Origin of the sequence: Marinagarivorans cellulosilyticus, assembly GCF_021655555.1 — a bacterium.
Classification (GTDB): Bacteria; Pseudomonadota; Gammaproteobacteria; order Pseudomonadales; family Cellvibrionaceae; genus Marinagarivorans; species Marinagarivorans cellulosilyticus.
The window spans coordinates 1,952,501-1,971,196 of sequence record NZ_AP023086.1 but is presented as its reverse complement, the minus strand read 5'-3'; the positions used below and the strand labels follow the sequence as shown (position 1 = coordinate 1,971,196).

The 18,696-nt window shown below is 47.7% G+C and carries 14 protein-coding genes, 1 tRNA gene and 3 rRNA genes (1 of these 18 running past the window's edge); 3 read left to right on the top strand and 15 right to left on the bottom strand.

The window, feature by feature from the left end:
* Positions 1 to 74: 74 nt before the first annotated feature.
* The 4 genes from MARGE09_RS07835 to trxA all read right to left on the bottom strand — a co-directional run bounded on the left by MARGE09_RS07835 (position 75) and on the right by trxA (position 4,780).
* On the bottom strand, positions 75 to 755 hold the full coding sequence (locus MARGE09_RS07835; RefSeq protein WP_236986776.1) for a hypothetical protein: 681 nt from the start codon (positions 753 to 755) through the stop codon (positions 75 to 77).
* Positions 756 to 1,113: 358 nt separating this feature from the next.
* A complete protein-coding gene (locus MARGE09_RS07830; RefSeq protein WP_236986775.1) occupies positions 1,114 to 2,292 on the bottom strand; it encodes a phosphoglycerate dehydrogenase in 1,179 nt (392 codons plus the stop codon).
* 364 nt (positions 2,293 to 2,656) lie between these two features.
* Positions 2,657 to 3,778 (bottom strand): phosphoserine transaminase, encoded by a 1,122-nt coding sequence (locus tag MARGE09_RS07825; RefSeq protein ID WP_236986774.1) that lies wholly within the window; start codon positions 3,776 to 3,778, stop codon positions 2,657 to 2,659.
* 120 nt (positions 3,779 to 3,898) lie between these two features.
* A complete protein-coding gene (trxA, locus tag MARGE09_RS07820; RefSeq protein WP_236986773.1) occupies positions 3,899 to 4,780 on the bottom strand; it encodes a thioredoxin in 882 nt (293 codons plus the stop codon).
* A gap of 305 nt (positions 4,781 to 5,085) precedes the next feature.
* Here trxA and MARGE09_RS07815 point away from each other — a divergent pair, with 305 nt between their 5' ends.
* The gene (locus MARGE09_RS07815) at positions 5,086 to 5,595 is read left to right on the top strand and encodes a retropepsin-like aspartic protease family protein (protein ID WP_236986772.1); all 510 of its coding nucleotides are present in this window, start codon (positions 5,086 to 5,088) and stop codon (positions 5,593 to 5,595) included.
* 27 nt (positions 5,596 to 5,622) lie between these two features.
* Here the strand turns inward: MARGE09_RS07815 and MARGE09_RS07810 are convergent, their stop codons facing one another.
* Positions 5,623 to 6,120 carry a DUF1993 domain-containing protein gene (locus MARGE09_RS07810; protein ID WP_236986771.1) on the bottom strand — a complete coding sequence of 166 codons (498 nt, stop codon included), beginning with the start codon at positions 6,118 to 6,120 and terminating at the stop codon, positions 5,623 to 5,625.
* Positions 6,121 to 6,189: 69 nt separating this feature from the next.
* Here MARGE09_RS07810 and MARGE09_RS07805 point away from each other — a divergent pair, with 69 nt between their 5' ends.
* Positions 6,190 to 6,477: a DUF1244 domain-containing protein gene (locus tag MARGE09_RS07805; protein ID WP_236987340.1), complete on the top strand. Its 288-nt coding sequence runs from the start codon at positions 6,190 to 6,192 to the stop codon at positions 6,475 to 6,477.
* Positions 6,478 to 6,481: 4 nt separating this feature from the next.
* On the opposite strand, the gene MARGE09_RS07800 is transcribed toward MARGE09_RS07805, so the two are convergent.
* On the bottom strand, positions 6,482 to 7,015 hold the full coding sequence (locus MARGE09_RS07800) for an Lcl C-terminal domain-containing protein (protein WP_236986770.1): 534 nt from the start codon (positions 7,013 to 7,015) through the stop codon (positions 6,482 to 6,484).
* On the bottom strand, positions 7,012 to 7,782 hold the full coding sequence (locus MARGE09_RS07795) for an Lcl C-terminal domain-containing protein (RefSeq protein ID WP_236986769.1): 771 nt from the start codon (positions 7,780 to 7,782) through the stop codon (positions 7,012 to 7,014). Before MARGE09_RS07795 ends, MARGE09_RS07800 begins: the two co-directional genes overlap by 4 nt.
* A 158-nt stretch (positions 7,783 to 7,940) precedes the next feature.
* Between MARGE09_RS07795 and MARGE09_RS07790 the strand changes: the two genes are divergently transcribed.
* The gene (locus MARGE09_RS07790; protein WP_236986768.1) at positions 7,941 to 8,750 is read left to right on the top strand and encodes an arylamine N-acetyltransferase family protein; all 810 of its coding nucleotides are present in this window, start codon (positions 7,941 to 7,943) and stop codon (positions 8,748 to 8,750) included.
* 4 nt (positions 8,751 to 8,754) lie between these two features.
* Here MARGE09_RS07790 and recJ read toward each other — a convergent pair whose 3' ends face one another.
* The 8 genes from recJ to MARGE09_RS07750 form a co-directional block, all read right to left on the bottom strand.
* Positions 8,755 to 10,479: a single-stranded-DNA-specific exonuclease RecJ gene (gene recJ, locus MARGE09_RS07785; RefSeq protein WP_236986767.1), complete on the bottom strand. Its 1,725-nt coding sequence runs from the start codon at positions 10,477 to 10,479 to the stop codon at positions 8,755 to 8,757.
* Between the two features lie 255 nt (positions 10,480 to 10,734).
* On the bottom strand, positions 10,735 to 11,553 hold the full coding sequence (locus tag MARGE09_RS07780) for a nitrate- and nitrite sensing domain-containing protein (RefSeq protein ID WP_236986766.1): 819 nt from the start codon (positions 11,551 to 11,553) through the stop codon (positions 10,735 to 10,737).
* Positions 11,554 to 11,714: 161 nt separating this feature from the next.
* Positions 11,715 to 13,109, bottom strand: a complete 1,395-nt coding sequence (gene thrC / locus MARGE09_RS07775) for a threonine synthase (protein WP_236986765.1) — start codon at positions 13,107 to 13,109, stop codon at positions 11,715 to 11,717.
* A 53-nt stretch (positions 13,110 to 13,162) separates the two neighbouring features.
* Complete coding sequence (locus MARGE09_RS07770; RefSeq protein ID WP_236986764.1) at positions 13,163 to 14,467, bottom strand: homoserine dehydrogenase; 1,305 nt, start codon at positions 14,465 to 14,467, stop codon at positions 13,163 to 13,165.
* 226 nt (positions 14,468 to 14,693) lie between these two features.
* Positions 14,694 to 14,809, bottom strand: a 5S ribosomal RNA gene (gene rrf / locus MARGE09_RS07765).
* Between the two features lie 223 nt (positions 14,810 to 15,032).
* A 23S ribosomal RNA gene (locus MARGE09_RS07760) occupies positions 15,033 to 17,905 on the bottom strand.
* Positions 17,906 to 18,367: 462 nt separating this feature from the next.
* A tRNA-Ala gene (locus MARGE09_RS07755) sits at positions 18,368 to 18,443 on the bottom strand.
* A gap of 82 nt (positions 18,444 to 18,525) precedes the next feature.
* Positions 18,526 to 18,696, bottom strand: a 16S ribosomal RNA gene (locus tag MARGE09_RS07750) (it continues 1,363 nt past the right edge of the window).
* Together the 16S, 23S and 5S rRNA genes with 1 tRNA gene alongside form the textbook arrangement of a ribosomal RNA operon.

The window sequence follows — 18,696 nt, the reverse complement described above, 5'->3', positions numbered from 1 at the left end:
TTTTATCTACACACAGAATGGTTTTGCAAGTTCGCCGCGCCGTGGCGCAGCAACGCTATTAAATTGAAAAAGAGCTAATTCACAGGCACAGGCGTTGTTATATCGATATCGCCGGTATTGTCATTACTTGGTGCAGGGCCTGGGCTAGAGTCTGAGCCGCCACCTGCTGCGCCCGCAATAACTGCCGCCGCCAAAACACCAAGGCCAACCCATAACCACGTCTTTTTGTTCGATTTTTTCTTGATAGGTAGTACCGAGTGGCTATCTCGCGAACTCGAGGCTCGTGCATTCGGAGCATCAAACCGGCTGCTCTGGCCATTGCTGCCCAGCGCCACATCGGGTTGCGCAACCGCAATAGCAAAGGGTTCGCCGTTACTGCCGTACATTTCCAAGGTGTTGCCTGCGCTATCGGTCGCTTCAAAAAAATACTCTAAGCCCGAGGCTAGAATATTCTGGCCAACAATTAGCGCTTCGTAATGAGACGATCCATCCAAACTACGCATGATTATTGGGTTGAAGTTACGAGTGCCGGCTTCTCGGTAATGCAGAACTACCGATTGAACGGAAGTATCATCGGTGACGTTGGCTGTAATAAGGTGGTCTTCGCCTCTCGCCACGCTATCGGTAGCGCGCTGGTGCTCTATCTGAGGGGCAATGAAGTCGATAGCGTACGCGGCCTGCGCGCACAGCGAAGACAACAGCAATAAGGAAAGAGAATAAGCTGCGATCCATTCGCGGCGCAAAGATCTATGCATATCTTTAATTCCTTTTAGGTTGAGGGCCAATATAGTCATGGCGCGCATTTTAATGCTCTGTCACGAAACTGTCGACAACTGTTTAATTATTAAACAATCGATTGAATGTGTCAGATTTCCACACGTCCATCGCGGAGCCCGCATGATACCTGCAGTTGCAATCAAGGTGAGTGGCATAAACAACCCAAAGGAGTGCTTTTTGGGTTCTAATAAACCAGATGTGATTCACACCACTAGCGCGATGGCCATCTCGGTGGCATATGCAAGAGCAAAAAATTGCAGACAGTAGACGGTGCAAGGCCGTTTATACCCCGCAGTAAAACTGCCCTGCTCTATCGAGCAGGGCTATGTGCAAGACTTATTTTGCAGCGACCACACGAACGCGGATAACATGCTCAACCGCCTGTACCGCCGCAATGACTTCCGCGGTTGGCATTTCAGCTAAATCGATAATACTGTACGCCAAATCACCACGGCTTTTATTGACCATATCAATTACGTTCACATCGAGCTCTTTGAATATGGACAACACATTACCCAGCACACCGGATACGTTTTGATTGCTGAACGTTAAGCGATAACCTTCCACAGGCCCCATCGTTGTTACAGGAAAATTCACCGAATTAACAATGTTGCCGTGCTCTAAAAAGTCACGCAGTTGGTTAGCGGCCATCATCGCGCAGTTTTCTTCTGCTTCCGCGGTACTGGCACCAATGTGGGGAAGCGCTATTACATCGCTGCGGTTAATAACCGCAGGCTCTGGGAAGTCACACACATACTTGCGCAGTTTTCCGCTTTCTAAGGCAGCCAATACAGCAGAGGTATCCACAATCGCTTCACGCGCAAAGTTAAGCAGAACCAAGCCATCTTTGGCCGCCGCTAAACTATCGCTATTAAACATGTTTTTTGTCGGCTCGATAGCTGGCACATGAATGGTTACATAGTCCGAGCACGCCAATAGACCTTGCAGGTTTTCTTTGCGTTCAACCAATGCCGGCAAGCGCCAAGCGGCCTCAACAGACAACGCCGGGTCGAAACCCGCCACCTTCATGCCCATAGCCAAAGCCATATCGGCCACCATGGAGCCAATAGCGCCCAGGCCAACGATGCCCAACGTTTTGCCAGTAAGTTCATTACCTGCAAAGCGTTTTTTCTCGGCTTCCATAAGCTTACCCATGTCTGCCGCATCGGTAATTTGTGTTTGCGCATTGGCAAAATCACGACCGCCAATAATATCGCGCGAGGCAAGTAACATACCGGCCAATACCAACTCTTTTACCGCGTTGGCATTTGCGCCTGGCGTATTGAAAGCCACAATACCTTTAGCCGTGTAGTCTTCCACCGGTAAGTTATTCACGCCAGCTCCTGCTCGTGCAACCGCCAGCAATGATTCAGGAATCGCTTCAGCGTGTAACTTATGACTGCGCAAAATATAAGCTTCCGGAGCCTCAAGGTCGGCGCCTACTTGGTAATCACCGCCGTTAAAACGGCTCAAGCCTTTTTCAGAAATTTTGTTGTACGTTTTTACCTTAAACATAATGTCCTCTATTGTTATTTTGCACAGTAGCTGCCTATTCAATACCTGCGTTTTTATCACCGCACGAACGCTAACCTGTACCGCATTTACAACCACATTGTTATTTCAATACCGGAAGAGTCGAATATCTTTACAAGCCTAAAAGATACCGCTAAACAAAACACTCTAAGCTACTGTTTTAAAAGAATTTATAAAAATTGGCAAAGATAATGCTTAAAGGCGCATACCTTACCGACCTCCGGGGTTGGCTGGGTAAACCTTGTTTCTTTGATTTGCCTCGGGTCTTGCGACCCGGGGTTTTTTTTGGCCTGAATAACGCCAAAGAAGCGGGCTCTAGACGCTAACGCCGAGCCCAAACGCATGCTTAGCCTTCTTGCGTTACTTTTTTGTACGCCCACTCAATCCAGGGCATTAACAACGCCACATCAGTAGGCTCAACCGTTGCACCACACCAAATACGAATGCCCGGAGGCGCATCACGGTACGCACCGATATCGTAAGCAACACCTTCACTATCAAGCAATTTCACCATCGCCTTCACTTGGTCAGGCTCGGCATCTAGCGTTAAGCACACGCTGGTCGTCGAGTGTGTTTCAGGGTCTTTCGCTAAGAAGTGAATCCAATCGTTAGCGGCAACAAATTCAGCAACCGCTTGGTAACTAGCATTGCAACGCTCTATAGCAGCGCTTGTACCGCCAATGGATTCAATCCAACCAAGTGCATCAAGGTAGTCAGCAACCGCTAGCATAGAGGGCGTATTAATGGTCTCGCCTTTAAAAATACCTTCGATTAACTTACCGCCTTTGGTCATGCGGAATAGCTTCGGCATTGGCCACGCTGGGGTATAAGATTCTAAACGCTCTACCGCACGCGGGCTTAAAATTAGCATGCCGTGGGCGCCTTCACTGCCCAATACTTTCTGCCAAGAAAAAGTAACTACATCAAGCTTTTCCCAAGGCATTTCCATCGCAAAAACAGCAGATGTTGCATCGCAAATAGTTAAGCCTTCGCGGTCATCTGGAATCCAGTCGCCGTTTTTAACCTTTACACCCGAGGTGGTGCCGTTCCAGGTGAATACGATGTCGTGGTTAAAATCGACTTCATTTAAAGCGGGTAACTCGCCGTAATCGGCTTTGAAAATGCGGGTATTTTCGAGTTTTAACTGCTTGGTGATGTCCGTTACCCAGCCCAAACCGAATGATTCCCAGCCACACACATCAACTGGGCGCTGCCCGAGTAAAGACCACATCGCCATTTCAACAGCACCAGTATCAGACCCCGGCACAACACCGACGCGATACCCCTCTGGTAGACCAAGCAATTCCGCTGTTTTAGAACAGGCCAAGCCTAGCGCTACTTTACCGATACTGGAGCGGTGCGAGCGACCTAAGGTGCTTATATCTAAATTGGCAACATCGTAACCCGGACGTTTGCTGCAAGGGCCCGAAGAGAAGTTAGGGTTTTGGGGTTTAGCTTGTGGCTGCATGCGCATCCTCTACAACAATAGTGAAAACAAAATAGTGAAAACAATAGTAAGCACGTGTGATGTTAAATCGGCAGCCATTATGCCAGTCATAGCGCTAGACTCAACAAACATCGCGGTAAATTAGTACAACATGGCATACAGCTTTTGCTGGTAGCGAATCGCAAGCGGATCACCCTTACCGACAGTCGCTAAAATATCCATATAAATGCGTTTGAGCTCGCCGTCTTTTGCATTCAAATCTTTCTGCAACACATTCCACAGCAAAACCAACGCTTCTTCATTGTGCTGGTGTTGGGAGTATTGCGCGGCCAGCGCCTGAACAACATCAAGGTCGCTAGGGTTAGCTTCGTGCTGAGCCTCTAGTTCGGTAATTTCTGGCGCTTTAGCGGCATTTTGCGCCAGCTCTAGCTGCGCCATCAACTGCGCATACTGCGCATCTTGATCGACCATTTTAATGGTCCCGAGCAGTTCTGCAGCATCGTTCAAGCGGCGAGTAAGAATTAACCCCGACGCTAACGCGAAGGCGACCTGCGCATCCTGCCCGGAATCTTGATAAGCGCCGCGCAAAAGTGCGACACCTTCTGCGCCCTCGCCCTGCTCAACTTTTTGCAAGCCTTCTTGCACCACAGCCTCCCATGGCGCCGGTAAATATTTGGCCAGTAGCTCGCGTACGGCCGTTTCGGGCTGAGCACCCTGCAAGCCATCAACTGGCTGGCCATTGTGCATAACCATTATGGTTGGCAAGCTTTGAACACCAAACTGAGCAGCCAAATCCTGCAGCGCATCGGCATTCACCTTGGCCAGCAAAAACGCACCGTCGTACTCGACCGCAAGCTTTTCCAGTATTGGCATCAAGCTTTTACAAGGCGCGCACCAATCTGCCCAGAAATCGACCAGCACCGGCCGCACAGCCGATTCATCAATAAGGTATTGCTTTGCGTTATCGTAAGTAATATCAACGATATGCTCACTTGTCGTTGGTAAAACAGTATTTGAATCCACAGTGCCCTCCGGCAAATAAAAAAGGTAGTGACAATATTCATGTTACAGCGCATTAATCATCCTAGCGCTTGCATGTTTACGTCGCGCATCATAGCCTACTTACAAGGTGATTTGCCGAGTTGTAAGGCTTCAGCCTAAGACCAAGCAACAGCACCAAAAAAATAAGCCCGTACAAGCCTTCCTCTCTCGGTTTGTGTGGGCTTTTTTTTGCCCTGTGTGTGCATCACGACGACAGGCTCGGTAAAATTTCGCCTAACCGGTATAGTACGGGCCACACATATTCATTACCTCAAAAAGTACTACCCATGACCACGCCATCAACCTTCGGCAAGATTTTTGTCAATATCAGTTGGATTTTACTGCTTGTAGGCTTGGGCTATTTATTCCAGCAGTTGCTAGACCACAAAGCAAACCCCAACCAAACCCCTACAAGCTTGAGAACCGACGCCTTCACAGAAGTCGTTTTAACCCGCAATCAGCATCACCACTACGTTGCCAACGGTTATATCAACGACTTCCCCGTTACGTTTTTGGTCGACACGGGTGCTACTAATGTCTCTATTGGCGCAGGTTTGGCCGAACGCATTGGTTTAGAGCGCGGATACCAGGGCATTGCGCTCACAGCTAACGGCAATACGACGACTTACGCCACCACATTAAGCAGCCTTAGCATTGGTGATATTCGGTTCGAGAAGGTACGCGCCAGCATTACTATGGGCATGCGCGGTGATGAAGTGCTTCTGGGTATGAGCGCACTAAAAGACGTAGAACTGACCCATAAAAATGGCGAGCTTACTATCAGGCAGCACAATTAGCGTTCAACTGCGGCTTCTAGATTCGATTTAACGCTCAAAGCTGAAGCCTGCGGGGTAACAGTGAAAGCCATCGTAGTCTTGCTTACTTAAAGGCACACCAAAATGCCGAGCAATGGCATACACCGTATTCAAATGGAAAAAGAAATTCGGCACGATGTAGAGCGTTATAAAATCATCGGCCGGTAAGGCGACCTCGTTAAAGCCTGCCTTTTCGCTCAGTACGGAAGATGCCTTACACCGCGTCTTTGGCAGTCCATTCAAGTACGCTGTAGTTTGCTCTATTTGTTGCTGCAACGCCTCAACGGTACAAACATCACTCTCGAAGCTCACCACTTTTTCACAAGCCAAAGGGCAGCACCCTCGCAAGGTAAAGTTGGCGGCTGCGCGCACATGATTAACTAACGGCAGCATGTCTGGGTGCAAGCGAGCACCAAGCAAGCTATCGCCTGTATTTTGCTTAATCACATCCAGCACATGCTGCAGCTGGCCCAAGTAATGAATAAATAAGCGCGTCGGATTAAACATGTAAAGTCTCCTTTAATGTTCGATATAATCGCACATTCATTATTTATTAAAAACTCATCGAGCCTACGCATGACACCCGAAAAACAAACCGAAATAGAAGCAGCCACCTTTCGCCGTTTACTTAAGCACCTGGACGACAACAAGGATGTGCAAAATATCGACCTAATGAACCTTGCCAGCTTCTGCCGCAATTGTTTGGCCAAATGGTATAGCACTGCCGCCGAAGAGGCCGGCGAGCAAAGCGACTACGAACAAAGCCGCGAAGTGGTCTACGGTATGCCCTATAGCGAGTGGAAAGAAAAATACCAAAAGCCTGCCACAGCAGAGCAGCTAGCCGCCTTTAACAAAACCAAGTAAAACGTTAATCACGCACTAACCGAACCCTAAGCGCCTCGCTTGTAGCGCGGTTGATAAAGGCACCATCAGCAAAATCAATCGCCCATACCGTAGGTTGAGAAAAGTATATTAACGGGGTGGATGTCCAATAAGCTTCCTCGCCGTCACTTAGTGCTGGGAAAATTTGTTCATTCAATGCAGGCAAGCGGCACTGGTATTCAATAATAGAGGCCAGCTCTTTTTTATTGGGCAGCCGCCAGCCATCTTGGCCGGCCGCGAGCGCTTGATCCCACGAGTGTTGCAATTGCCCCACCGGCTCACAGCCAGTTTCATCAGACCAATTCGCGCCTAAAGGGCAACGTTGCCACTGCAGGCCGGTATCAAGGTCTTTTACGACATTGCTACTCTCGACAATAAAGCGCTCTGCTGGCGTCGTTGCGGTAACGGTCTTATCGCACTCAGCCCACACTGTGGAACTAAAATATACAACAGCCCCCGCCAGTAACTTTGCCACTAAATTCATTGCGCTGTTCATTACGCCATTCATTGCATTATTCATTGCAACAAGCCTCCACTCACAAGGCGAATATGGGCGGCATTGGTTTTATTAATAATCCCATTACCGGCTGCCGTGAAGTATACATACCAAGCAAACTCAGGGTTAAAGGCTACTGTTTGCGAAGTCCAATGTGCGTTGTAAGCACTGTTTGGGAAGATGGCGCCATCTAAAGGAGGATTAGCGCGGCTTTGATCGGCAATCGATAACAACTCGCTGACCGTTGGCAAGCGCCAGTCGCTTTGGCCGCACCAAGCAGCATTATTTGCCAAGGTAATATAAGCCGCCGTATCGCAATCGACACCGGTGCAAACACCACCATTTGTCGCTCCGGCATTACCGCCGTTAGCGCTGCCATTAGGAGCATGCCAGCTATAGGTGTGATTACCATAGCGCACAGCATTAGCATCGCCCGATTTCACTTCCCATAACAAGCCTGTGACGTTGTCTTCGACGCATACCCAAGCATCCTCTTGCCACACAGCCGCCTGGTCGGGAATCTCCGCGCCAGTGGCGTCGCGCTTAGTAAAATCAAAACCGGCAAGCCCTGTTCCTGCTTTTACGATTGCAGCATCGGCATCACGTCCGTGCATACCATCCTGAGCATGCCTATCGGTATTCGCGCAATCTTCTTGCTCCCAAACACCAGACATACACACAGTAACGCCCGTATCGTTTAGTGGTGCTAAGGCTGGCGCATTGGTTTTTACATCATCGCTAATACAACCTGCCACCGTAAGGCATAGCACTAGCAAAGCCACAAATTTCATACTTTTCCTATGTCACGTTTAGTCGGGTTTGCGTTTTCACCTGCAACGCATAATTGTCGTTAGCTTAGCGAAACGGCTGCGATATTAAATTGCGCTTTGACACAGTTTTTAATCTACCGGAAAATCTCCGTCACATTGCTTCAAAATAGGGAACTCCAATGGATTCAACCAACTCCCCGCTCGACTATCACCCTAGCAACGCTTTTCTCCCTAGGTATCTTGAGCGCATAGGCTTTACCGGCGAGGCGAATAACAGCCTGGAAAGCATCTGTGCGCTTATGCAACAGCAACTTGAAACCATTCCCTTTGAAAATACCGAAGTGCAAAACGGCTATATCGTATCGCTAGAGCCAGATGTTTTTATCGATAAAATAATCACCCAAAAACGCGGCGGTTATTGTTACGAATTGAATGGCTTGTTCGCACTCGTATTGCAAGCGCTAGCAGTGGAATACCAGCTAGTGGCCTGCAGGCCAATGTTTTATCCAGCAAAGCGCCCAAAAACGCATATGGCCTTAGTGGCAACAATCGATGGCGAGCAATATTTATTGGACCTTGGTTTTGGCAGCCACGGCATTCGTGCGCCTATGAATTTAAAAGATACCAATACGAATATTACCCAATGCGGCGAGCAGTTTTTTCTAAGCCAGCAAGATAATAACTTTTTGCTCGAGGCCATAATAAATAACGAACGCTTGCCGCAATACAGTTTTAATTTAAATCATTACGAATTCATCGACTTCGCGCCAGCGAATTATATGAATTCAACCCACCCAGATACGCTCTTTGTAAAACAGTTAATCGCTTTGATATTCACCCCAACGGGCAAAAAGGTAATGCTTGGTAACCGGTTGCGTATAACACAAGGAGGTACCGTTACCGAATCTACTGTAAACGACATAAATAGCGCGCTTACCGAGCATTTCCAATTGCCACCCAATAGCCTAACAGCACAACTGGCCTCGTAATACGTTAGCGCGGCTCTAAATGATCTACCATTAACTGCACGTTTTGACGCCCATTAAATTCATTCACCTGCAATTTAAAAACAGCAAATATATGCGCACACTCTGCTGATGGCCACTGATCTAAGTCACAATTAAAATGGATAGCATCTAACGTTTGCTGCGGTGCCGAGGGTAACGCCAAAACCAGCTTTAAATGCTTTTGCCCAACGATACGCTGATTAACAATCATAAATTCGCCACTAAAGCACGGCTCTGGAAATGCTTGCCCCCACGGGCCGGCATGTTCTAGTTCGTGTGCTAGCACCAGATTAAAGTCGTCAGCCTTAAGCTCACCATCGGTATAAATAATCGGCGTTAAACCCTCGGCGCCAGCTCTTTCAGCAACAACGGCTGCAAAGCTTTTTTCAAAAGCCTGCAAATACTTTTTTTCTAAACTTAAACCCGCCGCCATCGCATGGCCGCCAAACTTGGTTAGCATGCTAGGGTTTTTAGCCGCTACATCATCTAGCACATCACGCAAATGAATACCCGGCACAGAGCGGCCAGAACCTTTAAGCGTTGTTTCATTATCGTCTGCAAAAACAATAGTCGGGCGATGTAGCTTTTCTTTAACACGCGACGCCAAAATGCCAATTACACCTTGGTGCCAATCCTCTTGATACAAACACACACCGGCTGGTACTTCGCCACCCTCGTCTTTATCCAGCGCCGCTAAAAAGGCCTCCGCATCCGCTTGCATGCTGCCCTCTATTGCGCGGCGCTCTTTATTTAAGGCATCCAACTCAGCTGCCAGCGCCAAGGCTTCCGCGGGGTCGTCTGCGAGTAAGCAACGAATACCCAAGCTCATATCGTCTAGCCGGCCAGCCGCATTTAAACGGGGCCCCACCATAAACCCTAAATCGGTAGCGCGTAGCTTTTCAAGCTGCCTACCCGCGACTTGAGCAATAGCTTTTATCCCTTCGCATGCAAAGCCTGCGCGCATACGCAGTAAGCCCTGCTGTACAAAAATACGATTATTGTGGTCCAGCGGCACCACATCGGCCACAGTCCCTAAAGAAACAAGATCCAAAAAGTGAGCAAAGTTAGGGGCCGGCGCATCAGTAAAAAAGCCCTCTGTTTGCATTGCAGAGCGCAATGCCGACATCACATAAAAAATAACACCAACACCAGCGCAATTTTTAGTCGGGAAGTCACAATGTGGCTGATTAGGATTCACAATTGCGTCTGCCGTAGGTAACTCAGCAGCAGGCAAGTGATGGTCCGTCACTAACACTTTCATTCCAGCCGCTTGTGCTGCCGCCACGCCTTGCAAACTAGAAATACCGTTATCGACGGTAATTAAAAGCTCTGGCTCAAACTGCTTTGCGACCGCTACAATTTCTGGCGTTAAACCGTAACCGTATTCAAACCGGTTCGGCACCAAATAATCGACAAACTCAAACCCCAAAGCCCTTAAGCAACGCACAGCTACCGCCGTACTCGTAGCACCATCGGCATCAAAATCCCCCACAATCAATATGCGTTGCTGCGCTTTGCGGGCACTCAGCAATAACGCTAACGCACTATCAACCCCCTTTAGCAAAGACGGCCTAAATAAATGTTTTAGTGAATAATCTAATTGGCTATCATCCAGTACCCCGCGAGCAGCATAAACACGCGCAAGAACCGGCGATACAGAGCGCAACTGAAATTCACCTTGAACTGTGCGCGGGAGGATTTTTTTATGCATGGGATAACGAGGCCTAATTTAAACCTAAAAACAGCAGTTGAACCGCCAAAGTCTTCACACCCCCTTGGCGCACCTAACGCGTGATAAAAATGGCTCATCCCAATAAGGTGACCACGCATTTTTACTGCACGCTATGCACACCAATGGAACCCGCATCTTTTTGGCTCTCAGCTGCGGTTTCTAGGTTAAAAAGCTAGGCACCCTACCATAAGCGGCAAACAAATTGCGCCAGCCATGGAAAAGAAGCTCTACGGTTCAAACTATTACCGCAAGAGAAGACTGCAACTGATCATCAAACTGCAGATAAAGCTCGTCAATAACACCCGTTGCAGTTTGATAATAGCTTTGCAGTGGACAAGCCTTAGGGTTTTCCAGCAATGCTAAAGGAAACGCCGTAAGGAATTGTTGAATTTTATGTCGATGAGCATCCGTTAAGAAACGCGAATATTCTGCGTGAGTAGACGTACTTGAGAACTCCTCCATAAGGACTTGTAGCGCATTGCGCAACCTTGGCGCACTTTCGCTACGCTCTAAGCTTGCAATATAGGCTAAGCCTACGGCACGAATTTGCCCTAATTGCTCTACGACAGCCAATACAAACCGCCAAGATACATCATCTAAACGAGCGCCAACTAAGTAGTGCTCAATAGCCACATCATCAATAAAAACCAAAATTCCCTTAATCAACTTATTGTGCTGATCGAGATTTTTACGCGCATCTAAACGCTGATATTGCCCAGCTAAACGAGCCCAATGAGCGGTAATGGCCTCCCAGTTTGGGTTATCTTTAATCCAGTCGCCCACCAAAGCAATATGCCCAAGGTCGCGACTCACATTGCGCTGAGCCTCTTCTAGCTTGCCGACTAACGTAACGTCGCCACCTAAAACCGTAGTGGTAAGCCCCCTGTGGCGCTGTATGTGCATTAACATAGAGCGCAGCGCCTGCAGCCAAATAACTCCCTGTGCACGCTTTTGCTTTTGGTGCTGACGCCGCACAAGCCACACTACCGCAGCCAACACCACGACAAGTAGCGTAACCACGCCAAAAACAACTGATATTTGCGAAGGTTCCATACCCATTAAACCAATCTATAAAGTAACTAATTTACTATAACTGTTTATCGCCTTTAGCTGCGCTATTAATCAACAAGCAAATTGTTAACCAACACTCTAGCTTGGCCACAAACAAAAAAACCGCCGTTTAATAGGCGGTTTTTTTACAAATATCACGACTACTACGTGCGAATGTGGTCGCCCATAAAACTATGCACCTTCGTTATATCGTTGTCGAGCACCTGATAACGCTCTTCGCGATCAAACAAATCCTGCATATGATGCGGTAATGAAGGATCTTGACAGCCAGCTTTTTGAATAGCTTCGGGGAATTTGGCTGGGTGCGCGGTAGCTAAGCAAACCATTGGCACATCGTTACTGCGGCGTGTTTTACGTGCAGCTTCAACACCGATAGCAGTGTGAGGGTCTAGCAAATATTCTGTAGCCTCAAATGTATCCTTAATCACAGCCAGTACAGCTTCGTCACTTAAACGATAACTGCTAAACAACTCGCGCGCACGCGATAATGCGGCATCACTTAACTTCATGCTGCCACTTTTAAACTCATCCATCAGCGTTGCAATTGCGCTACCGTTGCGATCATACAAGTCAAAAAGCATTCGCTCGAAGTTACTAGACACCATAATATCCATGCTTGGCGACAAAGAATGCTCTAGCGGCTGCTTGGAATGATCGTTAGCACTAATACAGCGGTGAAGGATATCGTTCTGGTTAGTCGCAATAACTAGCTGGTCAATAGGCAGCCCCATACGGCTAGCTAAGTAACCGGCAAAAATATCACCAAAGTTTCCTGTAGGAACAGAAAAAGAGACTTTACGATCAGGCGAACCAACAGCTACGCCTGCATAAAAGTAGTAGACAATCTGCGCCATAATTCGAGCCCAGTTAATAGAATTAACTGCAACTAACTGGCGGCCTTCCGGTAAAAAAGACTGATCAGCAAAACTGGCTTTAACCATATTTTGACAATCATCAAAATTACCTTCTAACGCGATATTGTGAACATTATCTTCAATGACCGTGGTCATCTGGCGGCGCTGAACCTCCGATACGCGCTTATTCGGGTGCAAAATAAAAATATCAACATTTTTACAATGCCTACAACCTTCAATAGCCGCGGATCCAGTATCCCCTGATGTTGCGCCCATAATAACGACTTTTTGCTGGCGCTTTTCTAATATAAAGTCGAGTAAATTACCTAAAAACTGAAGAGCAAAATCTTTGAATGCTAAGGTCGGGCCTTGAAATAGCTCTAAAATAAATTCGTTGTGGCTAGTTTGCACCAAAGGTGCAATGGCACTGTGACGAAAAGACTCATAAGAGCGATCGATAATATCTTTTAAATCTTCATCGGAAACTTCACCATCAACAAACGGCGCCATAATTTTAAAGGCCAATTCATTATATGGTAAGCCGCGCATTTCTTTAATTTCTGCAGCGCTGAACTGCGGAATAGATTCAGGCACATAAAGGCCGCCATCAGAGGCAAGCCCAGTCAAAACAACGTCTTCAAAACTGAGTGCGGGCGCCTGCCCGCGGGTACTTATAAATTTCACAATAATGTCTCAGGTTTTTAATTTAGCAATGCAGTTAAGTTTACAGCGACGCCTTAAGCCAAGGACTCCACTCTAATACGAACAACCTTACCCACAATAGTATCCAAAGCCTCTATCTTGCCGATGGCTTCGTTCATTAGTTTTTCTTTTACGCGATTAGTCAGCACAATAACAGGGACCTCGACTTGATCGTCTTTAGGCTCCTTCTGTATCAACGCTTCAATACTAATGCCTTGATCACTTAATATTTGCGTTACTTTAGAAAGCACTCCAGGCTTATCAACTGCGGATAAACGCAGGTAATAACCAGTTTCTATTTCACCCATAGGCATGATTGCATGCTCTTGCAAACTTTTAGCTACAAAACCCAAATAAGGTACGCGGTTTTCTGGGTCGGCAGACAGCATTCGCGCTAAATCAACAACATCTGCAATTACTGATGACGCTGTCGGCTCGCTACCAGCGCCAGGGCCGTAATACATGGTCGAGCCAACCGCATCGCCTTTAACTAAAATAGCATTATCCACACCATCAACATTAGCAATTAGGCGCCGCTCAGGAATGAACGTAGGGTGTACACGCAGCTCAATGCCACTTTCGTGATGGCGAGCAATACCTAAATGCTTGATGCGATAACCAAGCTCGGTAGCATAGGTAACATCTTCTGGCGAAACGTCCGCAATGCCTTCGCAATATACCTTATCAAATTGCAATGGCATGCCAAAGGCTAAAGAAGCCAAAATCACAAGTTTGTGTGCAGCATCGATACCTTCTACATCAAACGTAGGATCAGCTTCGGCGTACCCTAAAGCCTGAGCCTCAGCAAGAACATCTTCGAAGGTGCGGCCTTTATCGCGCATTTCAGTCAATATGAAATTGCCCGTACCGTTGATAATACCTGCTAGCCACTGGATTTTATTAGCCGATAGGCCTTCTCTTAACGTACGAATAATTGGAATGCCACCAGCAACCGCAGCCTCGTATGCTACCGAAACACCTTTTGCGTTTGCTTGTGCAAATATTTCATTACCAAACTCAGCAATTAAAGCTTTGTTTGCCGTCACTACGTGCTTACCGTTTTCTATCGCCTTAAGGATAAGCTCTTTTGCTAAAGTCGTGCCCCCTATAAGCTCAACAACAATATCGATCTCTGGGTTATTCACAACCTCAAAAATATCACGCGTCACATTGGTGGTACTGGTATCTGCGTTTGGATTGTCTCGGCGGGCACCAACTTGCGTAATTTCAATATTGCAGCCTGCACGAGCATTTATCTCCGCCTGATTCCGCGTAATCACGTTAAAAGTACCGCTGCCAACGGTGCCAAGACCACAAATACCTATTTTTACGGTTTTCAAAACCCACCTCATATTGGTGATTAATATTTTATATAACTGTGACTATTTGACATTCAAAAATCACTGCGAAAAGGGTCGCTACGATACTGAGCGCAGCTTCTAGTGTCAATGTAATTAGATATTAAGCGCAAGCACCTACCGCCGAATGAGCAGTGGGCGCTAGACACCAAAATTTAGCCATAAAAAAACCCCTTAATCTTTCGATTAAGGGGTTTTTCGGAATAAAACCTGACAATGACCTACTCTCACATGGCGAAACGCCACACTACCATCGGCGATACATCGTTTCACTACTGAGTTCGGTATGGGATCAGGTGGTTCCAATGCTCTATTGTTGTCAGGAAAACTGTTTGGTTTGGTTAGGTCTTAGTAAGTTTAACGTTTAGCTAAGCTTATGCCCTTCCGCACCGAATAAGTCGACGAATTGCGAAGTTTGTAGGTTTGTAGAATACGCTGTTTTGTATTTTACGCTGTAATATCTTAGATAGTTTGTTTATCTCTTACACTCTATCCGGTGTTGCATTATGACTTTATCTTTCTCAGTCAACACAATCACTTCTGTTATATGGTCAAGCCTCACGGGCAATTAGTACTGGTTAGCTCAACGCCTTACAACGCTTCCACACCCAGCCTATCAACGTCGTAGTCTTCAACGGCCCTTCAGGGGGTTAAACCCCAGGGAAATCTAATCTTGAAGGAGGCTTCCCGCTTAGATGCTTTCAGCGGTTATCCCGTCCGAACGTAGCTACCGGGCAATGCGTCTGGCGACACAACCCGAACACCAGGGGTTCGTCCACTCCGGTCCTCTCGTACTAGGAGCAGCTCTTCTCAAATTTCCAACGCCCACGGCAGATAGGGACCGAACTGTCTCACGACGTTCTAAACCCAGCTCGCGTACCACTTTAAATGGCGAACAGCCATACCCTTGGGACCGGCTTCAGCCCCAGGATGTGATGAGCCGACATCGAGGTGCCAAACTCCCCCGTCGATATGAACTCTTGGGAGGAATCAGCCTGTTATCCCCGGAGTACCTTTTATCCGTTGAGCGATGGCCCTTCCATACAGAACCACCGGATCACTATGACCTACTTTCGTACCTGCTCGACATGTACGTCTCGCAGTCAAGCTGGCTTGTGCCATTACACTAACCTCATGATGTCCGACCATGATTAGCCAACCTTCGTGCTCCTCCGTTACTCTTTGGGAGGAGACCGCCCCAGTCAAACTACCCACCATGCACTGTCCCCAACCCCGATAAGGGGCCTAGGTTAGAACCTCAAACATACCAGGCTGGTATTTCAAGTGTGGCTCCACCGCAACTAGCGTCACGGTTTCAAAGCCTCCCAGCTATCCTACACAAGTAGGCTCAAAGTTCAGTGCAAAGCTATAGTAAAGGTTCACGGGGTCTTTCCGTCTAGCCGCGGGTATACGGCATCTTAACCGCAATTTCAATTTCACTGAGTCTTGGGTGGAGACAGCGTGGCCATCGTTACGCCATTCGTGCAGGTCGGAACTTACCCGACAAGGAATTTCGCTACCTTAGGACCGTTATAGTTACGGCCGCCGTTTACCGGGGCTTCGATCAAGAGCTTCGCACAAGTGCTAACCCCATCAATTAACCTTCCGGCACCGGGCAGGCGTCACACCGTATACGTCCACTTACGTGTTTGCACAGTGCTATGTTTTTAATAAACAGTCGCAGCCACCTGGTCACTTCGACCAGCCTCAGCTTAGGGAGCAAGTCCCATCACCAAAGCCGGCGTACCTTCTCCCGAAGTTACGGTACCATTTTGCCTAGTTCCTTCACCCAAGTTCTCTCAAGCGCCTTGGTATTCTCTACCTGATCACCTGTGTCGGTTTGGAGTACGGTCTTTATTGCCTGAAGCTTAGAAGATTTTCTTGGAAGCAGGGCATCAATCACTTCGGTTTGCAAAGCAAACCTTCGTCATCAGCTCTCAGCCTTAGGGGACCGGATTTGCCTAATCCCCCAGCCTACAACCTTAAACGTGGACAACCAACGCCACGCTGACCTAGCCTTCTCCGTCTCTCCATCGCAGCAATAAATGGTACGGGAATATTAGCCCGTTTTCCATCGACTACGCATTTCTGCCTCGCCTTAGGGGCCGACTAACCCTGTCCCGATTAACGTTGGACAGGAAACCTTGATCTTCCGGCGTGGGAGTTTTTCACTCCCATTATCGTTACTCATGTCAGCATTCGCACTTCTGATACGTCCACCGAGCCTCTCAGCTCGACTTCAACCGCTTACAGAACGCTCCCCTACCATGCACTAAGTGCATCCGCAGCTTCGGTTACCAGTTTTAGCCCCGATAAATCTTCCGCGCAGGCCGACTCGACTAGTGAGCTATTACGCTTTCTTTAAAGGATGGCTGCTTCTAAGCCAACCTCCTAGCTGTCTAAGCCTTCCCACATCGTTTCCCACTTAACTGGTATTTGGGACCTTAGCTGGCGGTCTGGGTTGTTGCCCTCTTGACAACGGACGTTAGCACCCGCTGTCTGTCTGCCGTAATTGTACTCCTCGGTATTCGGAGTTTGCATGGGGTTGGTAAGTCGGGATGACCCCCTAGCCCAAACAGTGCTCTACCCCCGAGGGTAAGATACGACGCGCTACCTAAATAGCTTTCGGGGAGAACCAGCTATCTCCCGGCTTGATTAGCCTTTCACTCCGATCCACAAGTCATCCCCTCATTTTTCAACATAAGTGGGTTCGGTCCTCCAGTTGATGTTACTCAACCTTCAACCTGCCCATGGATAGATCGCCGGGTTTCGGGTCTAATGCATGCGACTCGACGCCCTATTAAGACTCGATTTCTCTACGGCTCCCCTAATCGGTTAACCTAGCCACATACATTAAGTCGCTGACCCATTATACAAAAGGTACGCAGTCACTCCGAAGAGCTCCTACTGCTTGTACGCACACGGTTTCAGGTTCTATTTCACTCCCCTCACAGGGGTTCTTTTCGCCTTTCCCTCACGGTACTGGTTCACTATCGGTCAGTTAGGAGTATTTAGCCTTGGAGGATGGTCCCCCCATCTTCAGTCAAGATAACACGTGTCCCGACCTACTTAATATGTCAACGCTGTAGCTTCGTGTACGGGGCTATCACCCTGTATCGCTTAACTTTCCAGATAATTCCACTACTACAACATTGATCGGCTGTTCCCCTTTCGCTCGCCGCTACTCAGGGAATCTCGTTTGATTTCTTTTCCTCCGGGTACTTAGATGTTTCAGTTCCCCGGGTTCGCCTCTTACACCTATGGATTCAGTGCAAGATACCCCGAAGGGTGGGTCTCCCCATTCAGAAATGCTAGGATCAAAGTTTGCTTGCCAACTCCCCTAGCCTTATCGCAGGCTCCTACGTCTTTCATCGCCTCTAACTGCCTAGGCATCCGCCGTGTGCGCTTAGTCACTTGACCATATAACACAATTGACTGTGTTAACTGGATAACTCAAGAAACTGTTTCGACTTTAATCTTTAGATCACAGGTTATTCACAGCTTTGCCTAAGCAAATCCACAAATAACACACAAAATAAAGAGATAGTTCAGTTCTCGTCTTCATGTTTATTCATTACCGAAGTAATCAACAAACAACGAAGATAAGAATTAATGCAACGATATTTACACCGGATAGACATGCTTGAGATAAACTCATCGCTTTCATCATTCTTTCGAACAACAAAAACGCATTTCTATCGTTGTATATTACATTTTACAACTTCGCAATCCGTCTTGTTAAAGAGCTTAAAGCCGTGAAGACTTTAATCAATTATGTCTGATATAAAACCAGAAAACTAAATCCTGATAACATCTAAAATTTGAATTAGACGACCAAGCATTAGGTTTCTGATGTTATTTACAAGATTTAACAGTGAAAAATGGTGGAGCTATGCGGGATCGAACCGCAGACCTCTTGGATGCAAACCAAGCGCTCTCCCAGCTGAGCTATAGCCCCATTTAGCGATTTCTTGCTAATCGAGGCGGAGGTTTGCGACACATAGCCTGCTATGTGAGTAAATCTCCANGAAGTTATCGTTTAAGGAGGTGATCCAGCCCCAGGTTCCCCTAGGGCTACCTTGTTACGACTTCACCCCAGTCATGAATCACACCGTGGAGACCGTCCTCTCGAAAGTTAGACTAGCCTCTTCTGGTGCAACCCACTCCCATGGTGTGACGGGCGGTGTGTACAAGGCCCGGGAACGTATTCA